Origin of the sequence: Rhizobium mesosinicum, assembly GCF_019511345.1 — a bacterium.
Taxonomy (GTDB): Bacteria; Pseudomonadota; Alphaproteobacteria; order Rhizobiales; family Rhizobiaceae; genus Rhizobium; species Rhizobium mesosinicum.
Genome location: NZ_JAEUAK010000001.1, coordinates 485,300 through 503,032, shown reverse-complemented (window position 1 = coordinate 503,032; position 17,733 = coordinate 485,300). Strand labels below are relative to the sequence as shown.

General features: G+C 60.4%; 17 protein-coding genes and 1 riboswitch. Of the genes, 2 read left to right on the top strand and 15 right to left on the bottom strand.

What is annotated here, in order from left to right; genetic code table 11:
* Positions 1 to 2: 2 nt before the first annotated feature.
* The 5 genes from JNB85_RS31180 to JNB85_RS02300 form a co-directional block, all read right to left on the bottom strand.
* Entirely contained in the window at positions 3 to 128 is a 126-nt protein-coding gene (locus tag JNB85_RS31180) for a hypothetical protein (RefSeq protein ID WP_420852249.1), read from the bottom strand.
* Positions 129 to 330: 202 nt separating this feature from the next.
* Positions 331 to 1,143 carry a bifunctional hydroxymethylpyrimidine kinase/phosphomethylpyrimidine kinase gene (gene thiD / locus JNB85_RS02315; RefSeq protein WP_220332773.1) on the bottom strand — a complete coding sequence of 271 codons (813 nt, stop codon included), beginning with the start codon at positions 1,141 to 1,143 and terminating at the stop codon, positions 331 to 333.
* Complete coding sequence (gene thiE, locus JNB85_RS02310) at positions 1,140 to 1,775, bottom strand: thiamine phosphate synthase (protein WP_220332772.1); 636 nt, start codon at positions 1,773 to 1,775, stop codon at positions 1,140 to 1,142. Before thiE ends, thiD begins: the two co-directional genes overlap by 4 nt.
* On the bottom strand, positions 1,772 to 2,572 hold the full coding sequence (gene thiM, locus JNB85_RS02305) for a hydroxyethylthiazole kinase (RefSeq protein ID WP_220332771.1): 801 nt from the start codon (positions 2,570 to 2,572) through the stop codon (positions 1,772 to 1,774). Before thiM ends, thiE begins: the two co-directional genes overlap by 4 nt.
* 51 nt (positions 2,573 to 2,623) lie before the next feature.
* Positions 2,624 to 2,722, bottom strand: a riboswitch (TPP riboswitch).
* Between the two features lie 157 nt (positions 2,723 to 2,879).
* Positions 2,880 to 4,403 carry an aldehyde dehydrogenase (NADP(+)) gene (locus JNB85_RS02300; RefSeq protein ID WP_220332770.1) on the bottom strand — a complete coding sequence of 508 codons (1,524 nt, stop codon included), beginning with the start codon at positions 4,401 to 4,403 and terminating at the stop codon, positions 2,880 to 2,882.
* A gap of 222 nt (positions 4,404 to 4,625) precedes the next feature.
* Here JNB85_RS02300 and JNB85_RS02295 point away from each other — a divergent pair, with 222 nt between their 5' ends.
* Positions 4,626 to 6,500, top strand: coding sequence for a DUF4139 domain-containing protein (locus JNB85_RS02295; RefSeq protein WP_220332769.1), 1,875 nt, complete (start codon positions 4,626 to 4,628; stop codon positions 6,498 to 6,500).
* 51 nt (positions 6,501 to 6,551) lie between these two features.
* Here JNB85_RS02295 and JNB85_RS02290 read toward each other — a convergent pair whose 3' ends face one another.
* Positions 6,552 to 6,788 (bottom strand): pyridoxamine 5'-phosphate oxidase family protein, encoded by a 237-nt coding sequence (locus JNB85_RS02290; protein ID WP_220332768.1) that lies wholly within the window; start codon positions 6,786 to 6,788, stop codon positions 6,552 to 6,554.
* A 277-nt stretch (positions 6,789 to 7,065) separates the two neighbouring features.
* Between JNB85_RS02290 and JNB85_RS02285 the strand changes: the two genes are divergently transcribed.
* Positions 7,066 to 8,142 (top strand): YihY/virulence factor BrkB family protein, encoded by a 1,077-nt coding sequence (locus JNB85_RS02285; RefSeq protein ID WP_220332767.1) that lies wholly within the window; start codon positions 7,066 to 7,068, stop codon positions 8,140 to 8,142.
* A gap of 73 nt (positions 8,143 to 8,215) precedes the next feature.
* Here JNB85_RS02285 and JNB85_RS02280 read toward each other — a convergent pair whose 3' ends face one another.
* The 9 genes from JNB85_RS02280 to JNB85_RS02240 all read right to left on the bottom strand — a co-directional run bounded on the left by JNB85_RS02280 (position 8,216) and on the right by JNB85_RS02240 (position 17,724).
* A complete protein-coding gene (locus tag JNB85_RS02280; protein ID WP_220333092.1) occupies positions 8,216 to 8,668 on the bottom strand; it encodes a hypothetical protein in 453 nt (150 codons plus the stop codon).
* Between the two features lie 237 nt (positions 8,669 to 8,905).
* Positions 8,906 to 9,322, bottom strand: a complete 417-nt coding sequence (locus tag JNB85_RS02275; RefSeq protein WP_220332766.1) for a CBS domain-containing protein — start codon at positions 9,320 to 9,322, stop codon at positions 8,906 to 8,908.
* Between the two features lie 303 nt (positions 9,323 to 9,625).
* Positions 9,626 to 10,735: a sn-glycerol-3-phosphate ABC transporter ATP-binding protein UgpC gene (gene ugpC / locus JNB85_RS02270; RefSeq protein ID WP_220332765.1), complete on the bottom strand. Its 1,110-nt coding sequence runs from the start codon at positions 10,733 to 10,735 to the stop codon at positions 9,626 to 9,628.
* 13 nt (positions 10,736 to 10,748) lie between these two features.
* Positions 10,749 to 11,663 (bottom strand): ABC transporter permease subunit, encoded by a 915-nt coding sequence (locus tag JNB85_RS02265; protein ID WP_220332764.1) that lies wholly within the window; start codon positions 11,661 to 11,663, stop codon positions 10,749 to 10,751.
* Between the two features lie 10 nt (positions 11,664 to 11,673).
* The gene (locus JNB85_RS02260; RefSeq protein ID WP_220332763.1) at positions 11,674 to 12,558 is read right to left on the bottom strand and encodes a carbohydrate ABC transporter permease; all 885 of its coding nucleotides are present in this window, start codon (positions 12,556 to 12,558) and stop codon (positions 11,674 to 11,676) included.
* Positions 12,559 to 12,684: 126 nt separating this feature from the next.
* Positions 12,685 to 14,043 carry an extracellular solute-binding protein gene (locus tag JNB85_RS02255; protein ID WP_220332762.1) on the bottom strand — a complete coding sequence of 453 codons (1,359 nt, stop codon included), beginning with the start codon at positions 14,041 to 14,043 and terminating at the stop codon, positions 12,685 to 12,687.
* A 518-nt stretch (positions 14,044 to 14,561) separates the two neighbouring features.
* A complete protein-coding gene (locus JNB85_RS02250; protein ID WP_220332761.1) occupies positions 14,562 to 15,410 on the bottom strand; it encodes an HpcH/HpaI aldolase/citrate lyase family protein in 849 nt (282 codons plus the stop codon).
* A complete protein-coding gene (locus JNB85_RS02245) occupies positions 15,407 to 15,859 on the bottom strand; it encodes a MaoC family dehydratase (RefSeq protein WP_220332760.1) in 453 nt (150 codons plus the stop codon). Before JNB85_RS02245 ends, JNB85_RS02250 begins: the two co-directional genes overlap by 4 nt.
* The gene (locus tag JNB85_RS02240) at positions 15,859 to 17,724 is read right to left on the bottom strand and encodes an acetyl/propionyl/methylcrotonyl-CoA carboxylase subunit alpha (RefSeq protein ID WP_220332759.1); all 1,866 of its coding nucleotides are present in this window, start codon (positions 17,722 to 17,724) and stop codon (positions 15,859 to 15,861) included. Before JNB85_RS02240 ends, JNB85_RS02245 begins: the two co-directional genes overlap by 1 nt.
* Positions 17,725 to 17,733: the final 9 nt, after the last annotated feature.

The window sequence follows — 17,733 nt, the reverse complement described above, 5'->3', positions numbered from 1 at the left end:
CCTTAGATCATGCGCATGAAGTGGTCGCGCTCGTATTCCATGACATCCTCCTGCGACACAGCAGAGCGGCGGCGGATATCACCGACTTCCTGCGGCTGCAGGCGCATCCGCGGATCGTCGAAGCGCACATCGGATCCGGCACGGCAGAGAGCAGCAGCGGGTATAGGGGATGCAGCGGATTGTCGGTCACCTTCGCCGTCCCCATTCGACGATCTGGCCAGAATGTATGACGGCGATATTCTCCTCCACATAGTTCAACTGAGGGTAGGCAGACGAAAAACGGCCCGGTTTGACCGGGGCCGTCTCACAATGCTTGCAATGTAATGCGGCTCAGAGCCCGATGTTTTTCCACAGGGCGTGGAAATGATGGACAGGTCCATGGCCGGAACCGACCGTCAGTTCGTCTGCGGCAGCGACTGCCTGCGCAAGATAAGCTTTGGCGGTTGCCACGGCCATTTGCGGCAATGCGCCTTTTGCAAGCTCGGCGGCCAACGCGCTGGAGAGGGTGCAGCCCGTGCCGTGTGTGTTTTTGGTCGGGACGCGTTTCGCCTCGAACCAGTGCAGGCCGGAGGCAGTCGACAGCACGTCGGGGCTTTCGACACTGCCGAGATGGCCGCCCTTGACCAGCACCGTCGCGGGTCCGAGCGTACGCAGGCGTTCGGCCTGCGACGCCATCTGCTCGCGGCTTTCGGCAACCTCTTCGTCCAGCAATGCGGCGGCTTCCGGCAGATTGGGGGTCAGCAGTGTGGCGAGCGGCAGCAGGTGCCGCGTCAGCGCATCGACGGCCTGCGGGTCGAGGAGCGCCGCTCCGCCCTTGGCGATCATGACCGGATCGACGACGACGGGAATACCGCGATGAGGTGTCAGCGCTTCGGCAATCGCTTCGGCAATGCCGGCATTGGCGATCATGCCGATCTTGACCGCATCGACGCCTACATCGGCGAAGACCGCTTTTATCTGCTGGGCGACGAAATGCGGCGGCACGAGATGCACGCCGGTTACACCTTGGGTGTTCTGCGCCGTCAGTGCCGTCAGCACCGCCATGCCATAGACGCCGCGCGCCGAGAAAGCCTTGAGATCGGCCTGGATGCCGGCCCCACCGGAGGGATCGGAACCGGCGATGGACAGGACGTTGCGGATCATTGGCGGACCTTTCGGATTTCCTCGGCAATGCGAACTGTCGCGGCCCTCGGGTCAGATGTGCCGCAGATCGCCGAGACGACCGCAAGCCCATCGGCACCTGCCGCAAAGACGGAACCGGCGTGTTCGCTCTTCAGACCTCCAATCGCGACCGTTGGAACGGGCGCAGCCTTTACCAGTTTGGCCAACCCATCGAAACCGATCGGCTGCTTATGGTCGGTCTTTGTAGGCGTCGCGAATACCGGCCCGATCCCGGCATAATCGACAATTTCGGCGTCGATTGCCCCAGCCAGCGCCTCAGTCTCAACAGAGAGACCAAGGATCATGTCCGGGCCGATCATCGCACGTGCGGCGGCAGGTCCCATATCGTCCTGACCGATATGCAGCCCATCGGCGCCGATCGCGATGGCTGCCTCGACGTCGTCGTTGATGACGAGCGAAGCGCCGGTACCCTTCAATATCTCCTTCAGCGCCAGGCCGGTCTCGATCATCCTTGCCGTCCCGCCATGCTTGTCACGAAGCTGCACCATCGTGGCGCCGCCGGCAACGGCAAGCCGCGCTGTCTCGACCATGCCGATACCGGCGCAGAGGTCGGGATCGAGGACCAGATAGAGGGAAAGATCGAAGCGTTTCATGCAGCGTTGATCCTCACTTTTGCATCGAGCTTTGCTCCATCAAGCGCGGCAAGCTGATCGAGGAAGCGCCAGGAGAAGGAGCCGGGGCCGGCTGCATCCCTGGCCGCCTCTTCGCCGGCAACCGCGAAGGTAGCAAGTGCGGCGACAGCGGCTGCAAAGGGGTCGGCGGGAATAGTGGCGGCAAAGGCGCCGGTCAGGCAGGTCAGCGAGCAGCCGAGCGCGGTGATCTGCGGCATCAGGGGCGAACCTCCTTCGATGCGCAGCGCTTGTGCTCCGTCGGTCACGAAATCCACCACACCGGTGACGGCGACGACCGCGCCATGCCGTTCGGCAAGCAGCCGAGCGGAAGCTTCGGCCTGCTCAACCGGATCACGGCTGTCGACGCCTTGGCCGCGGCTCTCGCCACCGGCAAGCGCGATGATCTCCGAAGCATTGCCGCGGATGATCGTCGGACGGAGCGCCAGCAGATCGGCAACCGCCTTGCGGCGGAAGGATGTCGCATAATGGGCAACCGGATCGAGGACCCAAGGTTTGCCGCTTGCGTTTGCAGCCCTTGCCGCGGCATGCATGCCGTCGATCCACTGGGTGGAGAGCGTGCCGATATTGACGGTCAAAGCGCCGGCGATTGCGGCAAACTCGCCCGCTTCCTCGGCAGCGTGGACCATTGCAGGCGATGCACCCGCCGCAAGCACCACATTGGCGGCGATGTTCATGGCCACGTAATTGGTGATGCACTGCACGAGCGGCGGCTTCGCGCGCATCGCCGTCAACAGAGCTCCGGGTGTCTTGTTCTCCATAGTACCCCTTTCGGGCGGGGCAGGCGCGGGAACGATCGTGCGATGAAGCAGACTGCGACCCGAGCGACTCCCTCCGCCGGCATTATCCGGTTCAGGTTCGAAGGGTGCTTCTCAGCCAGTTCTTGCGAACCGGCGCCCCTGTCTCTCAACAGCACTCTTTCTTGCAGAGAATGGCGTCGCTGTCACCGGCAAAATGACGATTTTGAGACTGAGGTTTTGCAATGCACACACCACGGCCGCCTGAGCGCCCGTGGTGCGATTTTCAGATGCCGGTTCTCTGGGTTCAAGGTCCGGCCGCTCTGCTCGATCAACGCAGCGGCGCTGGAAGTAGGTTCGTCGTAAAGTCCTGATACGAAACCGGACGCAGGAACCTGTAAATGGCGAGCGTCCCGACGGAGGTCGATCTGCCGTCGGCCGTTGCCGGGTAGGGGCCGCCGTGCACCATGGCGGGCGATACTTCCACGCCGGTTCCGAAGCCGTTCACGAGCAGGCGTCCGGCAAGCATTTCCAGCTTGGGAACGAGGCGCCTGGCGTCCTGTTCGTCTTCGCTCGTAATGTGCAGGGCAACGGTCAGCTGGCCCTCGAGACCATCGAGGACACGCTCGAGTTCGGCGAGATCACGGCAGCGCACGATAAGGCCGGCCGCACCGAAGACCTCGTCCTGCAGCTCGTGATGCGCAAGGAATGCAGTGGCTGTCGTCTCGAAGAGAGCGGCCGCGCCTTCGAATTCGCTGCCGGGCTTGCCATTGGCGACGAGCCGGACCTCGGGATGTTTTTCCAGGCGGGCAACGCCATCACAGAACGCCTTGGCGATGGAGCCTGTCAGCATCGTCTGGGCGCCGACATCGGGCAGAAGCTCCCGCGCCTTGGCAATGAAAGTGTCCAGGCCTTCGCTGTCGATGGCGAGAATGAGGCCGGGATTGGTGCAGAACTGCCCGGCACCGAGGACAAGCGAGCTCACGAAAGTCGTTGCGATCTCCGCCGCGCGGGTTTTCAGCGCGTTGGGGAAGAAGATGACCGGGTTGATGCTGCTCATCTCGGCATAGACGGGGATCGGCTGCTTACGCTCGGAAGAGATCTTCATCAGCGCAGTGCCGCCGCGGCGCGAACCCGTGAAGCCGACGGCGCGGATTCTGGCATCGGCCACCAGTTTCTGCCCGACCTCGAAGCCGGTATCGAAGAGAAGCGCAAACGTGCCGGCATGCAGGCCAGCCTTGGCGACGGCTCGCTGAACGGCACGGCCGACCAGTTCCGATGTGCCCGGGTGAGCGGAATGCGCCTTGACGACGACGGGGCATCCTGCTGCGAGCGCAGATGCCGTGTCACCGCCGGCAACCGAGAAGGCGAGCGGAAAGTTCGATGCGCCGAAAACCGCAACGGGGCCGAGGGGAACATTGCGCAGGCGCAGATCAGGCTTCGGAACCGGCTTGCGGGAGGGATCCGCGCCGTCGAAACGAAGCTCCTGGAACCGGCCTTCGCGGACCTCTTTTGCAAATAGCCGAAGCTGTCCCATCGTGCGGGCGCGCTCGCCCTCGAGACGTCCACGCGGAAGTCCGGTTTCCGCCATTGCCCGCACGATCAGCTCGTCGCCGATGGCTTCGATCTCGCTGGCGATGGTTTCAAGAAAGGCAGCCCGTGTTTCCAGATCGGTTTCCCGGTAGGAAGCGAAGGCCTCCCATGCAAGCCTGGTCGCCTCCTCGACGTCTTCGGCGGAGGCGCCGCCGAACGAGACGGGCAGGGCCGTGCCCGTGGCTGCTTCGACACCGTAGAGCTCGCCGCGCGTGCCGCGCTTTTCCGATCCCGCGACGAGCAGGCTTCCATTGATAGTCATGACGGATTTCCTTTCAAACAGACTCGAGCGACGTATATAGGCGTTCGTCTTCTCAATTTCACGACATCTTTCCCGATATCCCATCGAAGATGGAGATCTCCGGCAGAGACTTGGTCGCGTCTCGACAAGGGCTGCGCGCGAGCTTGCGGGAAAGCAATCGTATGCCGAAATGCCGCCCCTTTTTTACGCTCATTCTCACTCGGGATTAATCGAGGGGGCTCCATGAAATACGCATCCTTTGTCTGTGCGGCACTTACCGCAGTACTGCCCACAACCGCATTTGCACAAACTGGGACGATCAAGTCGATCCGGCTGTCCTCCGGCGGAGTCGCTGAATATGTGCGCAGTCTTGATGTCGGAGAGGACGGCAATGCTGTCATCGACGTGCCGACAGATCAGATGGATGATTTTCTCAAGACCCTCGTCGTATCGGGGCCTGCGCCCGTAAGGAGCCTTTCGACCACCGGCCCAGACATGGTGGACGAAACATTCAAGGTGCTTCCGATCACGCCGCAGGATCTGGATTCGGCCGCCGGTGTGTTAAGGTCTCTCAGAGGAGCGCCTGTCTCTGCGAACGGAGTGAAGGGCCGCATCGTCGGAGTGGAGCCTGCGAGCGAAAAGCAACATGCGCGGCTGATCGTGATGCTGGACAGCGGCGCCTTCGACATTGCCGAGATCGGTGGCGCCATGGCTTACAAGCTCGACGATCCCAAAGACGCCGAGATGATTTCCCGAGCCGCAGAACGGTTGTCGAGTGACGGAGTGCAGGGAACTCGCGCCGTCACCATTGCGCTCGAAGGCAAAGCGTCGGGGGCCATAGATATCTCCTATGTCGTGGCGACCCCGCTCTGGAAGCCGTCCTACAGGATCCTTGTTGACGCTAAGGGCAAAGCGCGGTTGCAAGCCTGGGCAGTCCTTGAGAATGCGTCCGGCGAGGATTGGCACGGGGTTTCCATTTCTCTGACGTCCGGCAAGCCCGTGACGCTTCGCCAGAGACTGTATGCCAGAGCATGGCCATCACGCCCGGAAGTGGATGTCGCCAATCTGGACATTGGAGGCGCCAAACGGAACAGGTTTGGAGGCGCGCTGGCGAACAAGCCGCTGACCGAGGCCCCCGCTCCTGTTGAGGCGGCTCCAGCCGCTACCATCGCTGCGACTGCCGACGAGGGCGACGTGGTCGCAAACTTCGATCTTCCCGGCGTGTACGACCTGAAAAGCGGTGAGACGATTTCCGTGCCGATCCTCGATCGCGAGATCAAGGCCGAGTTCGTCGCTCTCTATCGCGAAGGCGCGCGGCATCCGGATGCAGCCCTCGTCCTCACCAACGACACCGGAACCTCGCTACCGCCGGCGGTGGCGGCGGTCTACGACGAGAAAGGGCGTTATGTCGGCGACGCACGCGTCGGCAATGTGAAGCCAGGCGGCCTAGAAAAGGCGACGTTTGCCGCCGATCAGAAGATCGAGCAGGAAGTGGCCAGCGCCATCACCAGTTCCTTCCGAACCGTTATCGTCAAGGACGGTTATCTCGAGGCCACACTGGAGCGTCGGCTGCGTAAGACCTTCTCCGTCTGGGGCGCGGATGCCGACAGGACGTTCGTCGCGGAAGACCCGGGCATGGCAGGATGGGAGCTCGTTAAGTCCGAAGGCGTGGAGGAGACGCCGCAAGGTGCGCGGGCAACTGTCATCGTCCCCGCAGGAAAGAAGGTTTCGACGACCATCGAATGGCGCATGGCCGAGAGCGAGACGCAGGCGATTGCCGATATCGATGACACGGTGATCCTGCAATGGCTCGATGAAGGGCCGGCGCCGGAAATCGCCTCGAAACTTCAGGGTATCGTGACGGCGAGGAAGGCACAGAAGGAAGCGGAGAGGGACCTGTCGACAGTCATGCAGGAGATTGAAGACGCAACGTCGGAATCCTCGAGGATTTCAGGCATGCTCGCCTCTGTCGGCGACACGCCGCTCAAGCAGCAGTTCCTTCAAGACCTGACGGAGCAGGAGACGTCGATCAAGGCGCTGCGGGCGCAAAGGGACGAGGCTCGGGATCGGCTTGAAAAACATCGCAAAGAGCTTGGGGAGGCGATCGCCCGTCTGTAGGCAGGCGGTTGGTGCGCCGGCGCTCTGCAGCCAGACTACTATCCTCAGACATTAGAGGCCGCGGAAACCATCGTTCCAGTCCTTGGATCCAATGATCCCGAACTGCGAGGTGTCTTCGATAAGCGAAGCGTTACCGTCGACTGCTGTGAAAATACCTGGCTTCCCCAGCAGATGCGGCGGTGCTGTAAAGGTCAGCAGTGCCGCATTGTCCTTCCGAATCTCGGATATCTTGCGGGTGTCGGTATAGGAAGAAAAACTAGGAATCCCCGTCATATTCGACGTCGCCATTGCTGCTCATCGGACGAGTGGTCATCCGGTTTGAGGCTCCGCGGGTCGAAAACATGCAGAAATCCAGTTTCTTCAGGTGCTCGGACAGCTCTTCTTTCGTCATTGATGCCATCTGCGGTCCTCCAATCCAGACGAAAACAACGGGACATAATCGAAGTTTCCTACGGGCGTCCTGCAGACGATCAGTTGCCCTCGACAATGCCGACTTCGGATTTGTACCTTTCAGGCCGATCGCGCGTTTCTCGGTATGCCGAGCAGAGGCAGAGAGGTGATGCGCATGAGTTTTCGATTCAGCCAGAGATCAACAGCGATCCTGTACCTCGTCGCATTCGCCAGCCTTCTGCTTGCGACGCGCCGTGCCGAGATCTGCCGAGATGCGGCAATGCGGGCTGATTTATCGACAGCCGGCGACAATCATGGACGTCACGCGTCGGTCCCGGAATCTATCCCGAAGCAAGGATTGAAAGATGTATTCTGGCGCGTCGTGCATGAGGTATCGGACGACAGAGTGACGCTGATTGCCGCCGGTGTGACCTTCTATCTTCTTCTTGCCCTATTTCCGGCACTTGCCGCATTGGTCTCCCTTTATGGACTTTTCGCAGATCCTCTCACCATGTCGGAACATCTGGGAAAACTGGCGATGATGCTGCCGCCCGGCGCCTTCGATTTCGTGTCGGATCAGATCCGTTCGCTCACCGAGCGACGCGATAATGCGCTGGGCGTGACTTTTTTCATCGGTCTGGCTATCGCTTTGTGGAGCACCCATAACGGCACGCTTGCACTCTTCGACGCCATGAATGTCGCATATGAAGAGCGGGAAAAACGCAGTCTGATCCGCCTGAACCTGATCGCGCTCTGCTTTACGGTATGCGCCATCATCGGGGCGATCGTTCTTCTCGCACTCGTTGCTGTGATGCCGGTGGCGCTTTCCTTCCTCTGGCTGGATCGCTTTCAGGAAGAGATGGCGCTCGTTCTCAGATGGCCGCTACTGCTGGCCGTGGTTGTTGTTGCCAGCATGGCCGTCTACCGGTTCGGCCCTAGCCGCGAGCCGGCCCGTCTCCGGTGGATGACATGGGGTGCTGTGATGACAACGTTTTCCTGGTTTTTCATGTCGCTTGGCTTCTCGGTCTATCTCGACCATTTCGCCAACTACAATGCTACCTACGGAACGCTCGGCGCGTTGATCGGCTTCCTTGTGTGGACATGGCTTTCCGTCGCCATCCTGGTTGTTGGGGCTGAACTCAATGCCGAACTCGAACATCAGACCGCGAAGGATACGACGACGGGAAAACCGGTCCCCATGGGCATGCGCGGGGCCTATGTCGCCGATACGCTGGGTGAAACAGCGGATTGAACCAGAGTCTAATCGAATGCAGGTCTAGTAGGCTGGCATTCCCAAATCCCAGCTTCACTGGATCTGTACCCGCTCAATCGGGCTGCACAGGCCTGATCGTATCAACCGAGATATCGCCTTCAATTACACCTCGCACGACATCCGTGCGATTCCGATCGATCTCGACCACCGTGTAAAGCTTGTCGTCACGAAATGAACTCGCATTTGTCGTGGTCACATCCTCGGCGGGAGCGGCGTCGACCTCCATGAAGTCGAGCTCGCGCCCGGCCGCGACAATCCGGGCGTCGCCTGGTGTTCTTGCTGCGACCACAACGACGCCATGGTTCGGGGCATTTTCCCATCTCGGATCGTCTTCCGCCGCGATCGGTTCAAGCCGGTAAATACCAAGCGGTTCTCTTGTAAGACGCATTGAGCTTTCTGCCGCAGAATCTTCCATCTGTGCCTTGCTCTCGACCGACCGCCCGAACGTGTTCGGATTTGTCGCGTTGTTGATCTCATCGTTTCCTGTTCGTGACACGTTAGACATTTTGTCCTCCATTGCTGGGAACGATAACGATGGCTCGATCCGACTGTTCCGTTGTTTGCGGTAGGAACTTGCTTTGGACGCCTTTTCCTGTTCCAGGTCATGATCCAGCAGCAGGGGACTCGCTGTGCAAAGAAGATATTCTCGTAGATCGGCGAAGTAGCCGCAACGAGTGCAAAGCATCTGAATCCCGTGAGGGAGGGACCTCGCGGTACTTGCAGAGCTTGTCGGAGGAGCCGGCTACTGTCTTGAGGCGTCGTCTGAGATTTCCTCAAGCGCGACGCCAGCAAGTTCTTCATTGAGAAGCGCAATATCACCGAGGGATATGATGCCTTTGATCGTGCCGGCGTTATCGAAGACCAGAAGACGGCGCATCTGCAGTTCCGACATTCTGCTCGCGGCTTCGCGGAGCTCGTCGGTTTCAAGGCAGCTTTCGATTCCCGACGTCATGATCTCGGAGACTGGGCGGTTGGTATCGAGTCCTTCAGCGACCGCTCGAATAACGATATCACGGTCGGTTACTATGCCCAGCAAGTCGCCGTCGATAACCGGGATGACACCCGAATCGATCTCAGACATCAGTATGGCGACGTCTCGGATGCTCGCATCCGGAGCTGCCGTTACCACCTGTCTCGTCATTATGTCCTGAACCTGCATGCTCGCCTCCGTCTGTGATCTGCAGGCAAAACTTGCCGGGGGAGGTGAAGGTTCCACTCAAGGCGAAACATCAGTTGTTCGCCATCAGAGCCGTCGAAGGCGTTCGATTTAGCCGACAGGTTCCCGATCCGAGCGAAAATGAAATGACGGCAGACACGCAACGCGTAGCCATCCCACTTCAAGCAAGAGCAACCTCGTCGAGCGCCTGCAACGGCCTCCGCCAATCGTCAAAACCTTAGTGACGTTTAACCGACCGGGTGGCCGCCGGTGGCGAGATCGGAAAGCTCTTCATCTGTATCAGGCTCAGGCGTTGACGGTCATGGCGTTGTTGCGCGCCGGCGCGACGAGAACTTTGCCGGTCTCGGTCGAATAGAGATGGATCGAATCCTGATCGATCGCGATGCCAATCCGGTCACCGGTCTTCAACGAGACCGATCCGGTCATGGCGACGGCAAAGGGCAGGCCATCGAAATCGGCATGCACGACGCGGCTTGCGCCCAGCTCTTCGATGAAGTCGGCGGTCGCAACGAGCGCGCCCGGTGCATCCGGAGAGACGAGGCGAGCGGCTTCGGCGCGGACGCCGAGCACGACGCGCTGGCCGGCAAGCTGCTTGCCGCGTTCGGCCGGAAGGGTGACTGTTCGGCCCTCGTCATAGATGAAGATGCCGTTTTCATTGATGCGGCCTTCCAGCAGGTTCATCGCCGGCGTACCGACGAAACCGGCGACGAAGCGGCTTGCCGGATAGTGATAAACCTCTTCCGGCGTGCCGACCTGTTCGACATTGCCGGCGTTCATGACGACGATGCGGTCGGCAAGTGTCATGGCCTCGTTCTGGTCGTGTGTCACGAAGATCGAAGTGGCGCCGAGCCGACGATGCAGACGGCGGATTTCCGCACGCATGGCGATGCGCAGCTTGGCGTCGAGGTTCGACAGTGGCTCGTCGAAGAGGAAGACCTTCGGCTCACGGATCATGGCGCGGCCCATGGCGACGCGTTGGCGCTGGCCGCCCGAGAGAGCGGCCGGCCGGCGTTCCAGGAAAGGCTCGAGGCTGAGTGCCTTGGCGACATCGGCGATCCGGAGGTCACGCTCGGCCTTCGGTATACCGGCGACCTTCAGTGCATAGCCGATATTCTCGGCGACGCTCATGTGCGGATAAAGCGCATAGTTCTGGAAGACCATCGCGCAGCCGCGTTCACGCGGCTCGAGCTGGTTGACGACGCGGCCATCGATGGCGATTTCGCCACCGGTGATCTCTTCCAGGCCGGCGACCATGCGCAGCAGCGTAGACTTGCCGCAGCCGGACGGACCGAGGATGACGATGAATTCGCCTGACTGAATTTCGAGATCGACGCCATGAACGACGGCGTTCTTGCCGTAGTTCTTTTTCACGCCACGGATGAAGATCGGTGCCAAGGCTTTGTTCCTTTCACTTCTCGGTGGAGATAAGGCCGCGCACGAACCAACGCTGCATAAGGATGACGAGGATCAACGGCGGCGACATGATGATCAATGTTCCGGCCATTGCGACATTCCAGTCGGGCAGGCCGAATTCGGAGGGAATGAGTGTCTTGAGCTGGGTAACGGCGATGCCGAAATTCGGGTCGGTCGTGATCAGCAGCGGCCAGAGGTACTGGTTCCAGGCCCAGACGAACATGATGGTGAAAAGCGCGATCATGTTCGGGCGAGACAATGGCAACAGCACGTCCCAGAAGAAGCGGATCGCACCTGAGCCGTCCATCTTCGATGCTTCGGCGAGTTCGTCCGGAACCGTCAGGTAGAACTGGCGATAGAGGAAAGTGCCCGTCGCGGTGGCGACCATCGGCAACACGAGACCCGGATAGGAGTTCAGAAGACCCCATTCGAGCTTGACCTGGATGCCGGTAACCTGCGCGATCAGCCAGCTGATGCCGGTGGCGTCGAGGATCGCCTGGAAGGGCTGAAGCGCATTGGCGGCGATCGAATAGGTCGGCACGATGCGCACTTCGAGCGGCAGCATCAGGGTGATGAAAATGATCCAGAAGATCAGGTAGCGGCCGCGGAAGCGGAAATAGACGATCGAGAAAGCTGCCATCGCGGAAAGGATGACCTTGCCGGCACCGACCGTGGCAGCGAAGATGACGCTGTGAAACAGCTTGTTGCCGAGATCCGCGCGAACCCAGGCGGTCTGCACGTTCTCCCAGAAATGGCTGCTTGGAACCAGCGGCAGCGGCACGCGGTTGACGGTCTCGAGATCGAGCGTCGACGCGATGATGACGATCAGGAAAGGCAGAAGCGCAATCACCAGGCCGAGTGCGAGCAGGGTGTAGCAGACGAAGTTGAATATTGGCGTGCGTTCGATCATGTCCGCGACCTCACTTGTAGTGCACGCGCCGCTCGATGAAGCGGAACTGGAAAATGGTGAGCAGGATGACGAGACCCATCAGGATGATGGATTGGGCTGCGGCACCGGAATAATCGAGGCCTCTGAAGCCGTCGAAATAGATCTTGTAGACCATGAGTTCCGTGGCGCGCGCCGGACCGCCCTGGGTCATCACGTCGACGATGCCGAAGGAATCCTGGAAACTCTCGGTGATGTTGATGACGAGCAGAAAGAACAGCGTCGGTGTCAGCAGCGGTAGCTGGATATCCCGCATGCGGCGCAACGGCCCCGAGCCGTCCATGGCGGCCGCCTCGATCAGCGAACGCGGAATGCCTTGCAGGGCCGACAGGAAGAAAATGAAATTGTAGCCGATATATTTCCAGGAAAAGGCGACGATCACGGCGATCATGGCATCCTTGCCGTCGAGAGCGGGGTTCCACAGGCCAGGCCAGACATGGTTGATGACCGACAAGAGACCGGCTTCCGGCGCCAGGATAAAGCGGAAGGCAAGACCGAGAGCGGGAGCGGCAATCGCATAGGGCCAGATGAAGACCGACCGGTAGATCTTGTGGCCGCGCAGTTCACGATCCGTCAGGAGCGCCAGGATGAGCGCCAGACCCATGGCGATAACAGTCGAGCTGAAGCCGAAAATCATGCTGCGGGTAACGGAGTCCCAATAGATCGGGTCGCTGAGCAGCTGCTTGAAATTGTCAAAACCGACCCAGGCGTTGCCGCCGCCCCATGGCTGCTCAAGCGTGAACGCCCAGTACAGCGCCTGCGCGCTCGGCCAATAGAAGAAGACGAAGATCAACAGCAGCATCGGGAATGCGAAGAGAAGGCCGATCGTCGTCGAGGAGAAAGTGACGCGCTTTTCCATGAGTGGTCGTTTTCGCCCTGGTTTGGTTCTGGCGCGGTCGGCGATCTCGCTGCCGCAGCCGGTAGGGAATGTACAAAGACGCACCCGGCGCGCCAGAGCGGTCCGGGTGCGGCTCATATCAGTCGATCAGGGAAGCTGAACGTTCTTATAGGTCTGCTGGAAGCGACGCAGGAGCTGATTGCCGCGGTCAGCAGCAGAGTCGAGCGAAGCCTGTACGTCGGCATTGTTGACGAAGATTGCCTGCAGGCCGTTAGCGATTTCGGTACGGACCTGGAGCAGGCCACCGAGACGGATGCCCTTGGCAGCCGTGTCGCCAGCCGGCGAAGCGGTCAGGCTCTGAATGGCAAGTTCGCGACCGGCATAAGGAGCCTTGTCGTAGAAGCCCTGCTTCTTCAGGTACTCGAAGCCCGAGTTACGAACCGGAATGTAGCCGGTAACGGTCGACCAGGTGAGGGCTTCTTCCGGCTTTGCGATGAAGTTGAAGAAGGCCGCGGCAGCCTTGTACTCCGCGTCCGAGTGACCCTTCAGAACCCAGAGCGAAGCGCCGCCGACGTAGGAGCTGTGACGGGTCGCGTCGCCATAGGTCGGGAGCATCGAAACGCCCCAGTTCATGCCCTGCTTGGCGGTACGGCCGATGTTGCCGTGGTCGCCAACCGAGGTGAGGATGACCTGGCAATCGCCAGCAGCGAAGGCTTCAACGAAGGTCTGGCCAACGGCCTTGTTCTTGATGACGGCTTCCTTGGCGTCGTACCAGCCCTTAAGGTCCTTGACGAAGTTCACGAGCATCGGGTTCTTGTTGAACACCAGCTCGGCGTCGAGGCCTTCAAAGCCGTTCTTCTTGGTAGCGATCGGTTCGCCGTTGACGGCTTCGAACTGCTCGATGTACTGCCAGACTTCGTTGTTGGAGATGTCGAAGCCGAGCGGGCAAGCATAGCCTGCGTCCTTCAGAGCCTTGAAGTCTTCGCCTGCTTCCTTCCAGGTCGCCGGAGCATGGTCCTTGCCGATCTTGGCGAAGGCGTCCTTGTTCCAATAGAGCAGAGCTGTAGAGGAGTTGAAGGGGAACGAGTACATCTCGCCCTTCGACGTTGCGTAGTAGCCGGCGATGCCGGAGAAGTAGTCGTTCCAGTCAACATTGTAGCCCATGTCCTTCATGAGCTTGTTGGCCGGGTAGTAGGCGCCCGAAAGCATGATGTCGAGCGTGCCGGCGTCCGAGACCTGAGCGATGGTCGGCTGCTTGCCGGCGCGGAAGGCTGCGATCGTGTTCTGCAGCGACGCGTCGTAGGAGCCCTGGCTGGTGCAGACGACTTCGTAGTCGCCCTGAGACTGGTTGAAACGGTCGCACTGTTCCTGAACGCGCTTTGCGATATCGCCCGAGTTGCCGAACCAGAAGTCGATCTTGGTCTTTTCGGCAGCAGCGGCGGGACCAGCAGCAACGAAAGCTGAAGCGAGAAGGGCGCCTACGGCGCCGAGAAGCTTGGCTTGCATGAGAACCCTCGAAAAATAGGACGCGCCCCCTCTTGAGCGCACGCCCTATTAACTGGTTCGATTTGCGCTAACCAATGAAGTTTCTATGACATGAACAGAGTAGAAATTTTCTGTCACAAAATATTCACCGTCCAATTTTGTTTAATTTTTACTGAACACCGGTGCCTTATGTTCCCGGGTTCTACTGATGGCATTGCCTATATTTCACTTGCATCTGAAATATAGCTCAAACAGGAAATGCCGATGTGCCTACTCAATTCTATTGATAGCCGTTATTATTGGGGCGATTTCAAAGATCTCGGGAATCTTGAGCAGAAACGACCTGCTTTCAGAAGAATTCGACCTGCGAAATAGCTTTACACAGCCGTGCGTTGAATTGCAAAAAAAGACTTATAATATTCATTTCACGACACTTAGATCGCTTTGCCTATTTCTTGGGCGCTTCCTGTTGTCAGCGAGCCCGCCTATCCGGTCTTTCACCTGCAGTTTCTCAGATCGCCCGACTGGCCTAATGCCAGTCACCCTACATGCGATAGTTTTCCAGCCTCCAGAATGCGTTTTGCGAGTTTCAGATGCGGCAGATCGAGCATGCGCCCGTTGATCTGGATGACGCCGGTATCCGATGCAACGGCGAAGGCAGCCACGACTTTTTCCGCCCAGGCGATCTCCGCCGCGTCCGGTGTAAAAGCTCGGTTGATCGGTTCGACCTGGTTCGGATGGATCGCCATCATCCCCGAGAAACCGTCGCGCCGGGCGCGGGCAGCATAGGCTGCGAGACCGTCGAGATCGCGGAAGTCGGGGTAGACGGTCTCGATGGCAGGAACCGCGGCGGCGTGCGCGCCAAACAGAACCAGAGAGCGGGCGAGTTCATAGGGGGCGGTATAACGCCCGTCTGGCTCGCGGGCGGTGGCAGCGCCGATGGCGGCAGGCAGATCTTCCGCGCCCCAGGTCAGCCCAAGGAGATGGGAGGCGACACCCCTGTAGCTGCCGATTTCAAAGATGGCCGCGGGCGTCTCTGTTGCGATCGGCAGGATGGGGACAGCGGATGACAGGCGGCCTGCGAGCTGGAGCACAGAAGCTGCGCCTTCGGCCTTCGGCAACATGATCGCAAAGAGATTGATATCGCCGAGCGCAACGAGATCGTCTTCGCAGGCTGACGTAGTGAGGGGATTGATGCGAATAACAAACGTCGCATCGGTTGCGCGGCGCGTGACGAAGTCGTGCACGGCGTCACGCGCCAGCGGCTTGTTCTTCTCGGAAACGGAATCTTCAAGATCGAGGATGACGGCATCGGCGCCGCAGGCGAGCGCCTTGTCGAAACGCTCCGGCCTGTCGCCGGGCACGAATAGCAGCGAGCGCAGCCTCATGACGGCTTCACCTGCAGCATGGCCGTGCGCAGGCACTGGCAGACGATCTCGTTTCGCTGGTTCAGCGTGATATGCTTGAACGTGACGATCCCGGCATCGGGACGCGAGCTGGAGCGCCTGAGCTCCGTCACTTCAGTTTCCACACGAAGCGTATCACCGATGAACACCGGCTTCGGCATCACCACTTTGTCGTAGCCGAGATTGGCGATCAGCGTGCCGAGTGTGGTGTCACCGACCGAGAGGCCGATGGTGAGCGCGAAGGTGAAGGTGCCGTTGACGACGATGCGGCCGAATTCCGTACCCGCCGCATAATCGGCGTCGAGATGCAGTGGTTGCGGATTATGGGAAAGTGTCGTGAAGAGCAGGTTGTCGGTTTCCGTGACCGTGCGGCGGATTTCGTGGGCAACCCGGTCGCCGACTGTCCATTCATCGAAGTAGCGGCCGGCCATCAGTGCTCTTCCTTCATGACGCTGACGACGAGCTGGTTTTCCGAAACCCGGGCGCCCACGGAGACTGGCAATTTGCCGACAGTGCCGTCAAAGGGCGCGCGCAGTGTATGTTCCATCTTCATCGCCTCAACCGTCAGCAGCCTGTCGCCTTTGGCAACACGATCGCCCTCCGCGACGTCGACGGAAATGACGAGGCCCGGCATCGGCGAAAGAATCCCACCATCGCCGGCGCCCTGATGCGCTTCGACTTCGCTGGCGACGGGAAGGCCGATCGGCCAGGCATTGCCGCTCTCGAAGAGAACTACGGTATCGCCGGACCTGACGGTATTGGCGCGGAGCTCCGGGCGGACATGCCCCCAATAGAGATGCTCGCCGATGCGGACGCGCGTGCGGCTATTGCTTGTGCCCGCAATTCGCAGGCCGGTGAGGGACGACCAGGGATCGGTTCTGTCTTTTGCTGCCAAGGCTGTCGCCGCTCTGTCGACAGTCGTCTCGTCGGGTTCCTTCGGCAGCAGGGCCTCACCGTGACGGTCGAGAAAGCCCGTATCGAGCTTTGCCGCGCGGAAATCCGCGTCGCGGGCAATACGGGCGAGTAGGCCGGCATTGGATTTCACCGGCCAGATTTCGATGCTTTCGCAGGCGCTCGCGAGCCTGGCGAGGGCTGCGTCACGATTTGGGCCGTGAGCGATGATCTTGGCGATCATCGGATCGTAGAAGGCGGTGATCTCGTTGCCCTCCTCGACGCCGCTGTCGACCCGGACATTTTGCGGCAAGCGCAAATGATCCAGGCGGCCGATCGAGGGCAGATAGCCGGCAGCAGGGTTCTCGGCGTAAAGGCGAGCCTCGAAAGCCCAGCCATCCATGTGGATATCAGCTTGCCCCTTCGGCAGCGGCTCTCCGGCGGCGACCTTCAACTGCCAGAGGACCAGATCCTCACCGGTGATGGCTTCGGTGACAGGGTGCTCCACCTGCAGCCTCGTGTTCATCTCCATGAACCAGATACGATCCGGGCGCAGACCCTCCGAAGCATCGGCAATGAATTCGATGGTGCCGGCCCCGATATAGTTCACTGCCTTCGCGGCCTTGACCGCCGCCTCACAGATTGAGGCGCGGGTGGCGGCGTCGAGGCCGGGGGCGGGTGCCTCCTCAATCACTTTTTGGTGCCGGCGCTGCAGCGAGCAGTCGCGTTCGAAGAGGTGGACGCAATTGCCGAAACGGTCGGCAAAGACCTGCACCTCGATATGACGCGGATTGGCGATATACCGCTCGATCAGCACGCGGTCGTCACCGAAGGACGAGGCCGCCTCGCGCCGGCAGGAGGCGAGCAGTTCGGCAAAGTCTTGCCGCCGATCGACGCAGCGCATACCCTTGCCGCCGCCGCCCGCGACAGCCTTGATAAGCACGGGATAGCCCGTCGCATCGGCCTCGGCAACAAGCCTTTCTCCGCTCTGGTCCGCTCCCATATAGCCCGGCGTAACCGGCACGCCGGCGACCTGCATCAGTTGCTTGGCAGCATCCTTCAATCCCATGGCGCAGATGGCGGCAGGGGGCGCGCCGACCCAGATAATGCCGGCATTCTCGACGGCTTCGGCAAATTCGGCGTTTTCCGACAGGAAGCCGTAGCCGGGATGGATTGCGGCCGCACCTGTTCTGCGGGCAGCCTCCAGAATGCGCTCCTGCGAAAGATAACTCTCGCGAGCAGGCGCTGGGCCGATGGCAAGAGCCTCGTCCGCCTCCGCCACAAAGGGCAGGCTGGCATCGGCCTCCGAATAAACGGCAATGGTGCGGATGCCGAGGGCTTTCGCCGTGCGGATGATCCGGCCGGCGATCTCGCCCCTGTTGGCTATGAGCAAGCTTTCCATCATCGCGCCACC

Bases quoted from the DNA above. Each gene is read 5' to 3' on its own strand.
- JNB85_RS02265 (WP_220332764.1), bottom strand. From the start codon at position 11,663: ATGATCGAACGCACGCCAATATTCAACTTCGTCTGCTACACCCTGCTC.
- thiE (WP_220332772.1), bottom strand. From the start codon at position 1,775: ATGAAACGCTTCGATCTTTCCCTCTATCTGGTCCTCGATCCCGACCTC.
- JNB85_RS02260 (WP_220332763.1), bottom strand. From the start codon at position 12,558: ATGGAAAAGCGCGTCACTTTCTCCTCGACGACGATCGGCCTTCTCTTC.
- JNB85_RS02300 (WP_220332770.1), bottom strand. From the start codon at position 4,403: ATGACTATCAATGGAAGCCTGCTCGTCGCGGGATCGGAAAAGCGCGGC.
- JNB85_RS02295 (WP_220332769.1), top strand. From the start codon at position 4,626: ATGAAATACGCATCCTTTGTCTGTGCGGCACTTACCGCAGTACTGCCC.
- JNB85_RS02255 (WP_220332762.1), bottom strand. From the start codon at position 14,043: ATGCAAGCCAAGCTTCTCGGCGCCGTAGGCGCCCTTCTCGCTTCAGCT.
- JNB85_RS02250 (WP_220332761.1), bottom strand. From the start codon at position 15,410: ATGAGGCTGCGCTCGCTGCTATTCGTGCCCGGCGACAGGCCGGAGCGT.
- JNB85_RS02240 (WP_220332759.1), bottom strand. From the start codon at position 17,724: ATGATGGAAAGCTTGCTCATAGCCAACAGGGGCGAGATCGCCGGCCGG.
- JNB85_RS02245 (WP_220332760.1), bottom strand. From the start codon at position 15,859: ATGGCCGGCCGCTACTTCGATGAATGGACAGTCGGCGACCGGGTTGCC.
- JNB85_RS02285 (WP_220332767.1), top strand. From the start codon at position 7,066: ATGAGTTTTCGATTCAGCCAGAGATCAACAGCGATCCTGTACCTCGTC.
- thiM (WP_220332771.1), bottom strand. From the start codon at position 2,572: ATGGAGAACAAGACACCCGGAGCTCTGTTGACGGCGATGCGCGCGAAG.
- JNB85_RS02280 (WP_220333092.1), bottom strand. From the start codon at position 8,668: ATGTCTAACGTGTCACGAACAGGAAACGATGAGATCAACAACGCGACA.
- JNB85_RS02275 (WP_220332766.1), bottom strand. From the start codon at position 9,322: ATGCAGGTTCAGGACATAATGACGAGACAGGTGGTAACGGCAGCTCCG.
- JNB85_RS02290 (WP_220332768.1), bottom strand. From the start codon at position 6,788: ATGGCGACGTCGAATATGACGGGGATTCCTAGTTTTTCTTCCTATACC.
- thiD (WP_220332773.1), bottom strand. From the start codon at position 1,143: ATGATCCGCAACGTCCTGTCCATCGCCGGTTCCGATCCCTCCGGTGGG.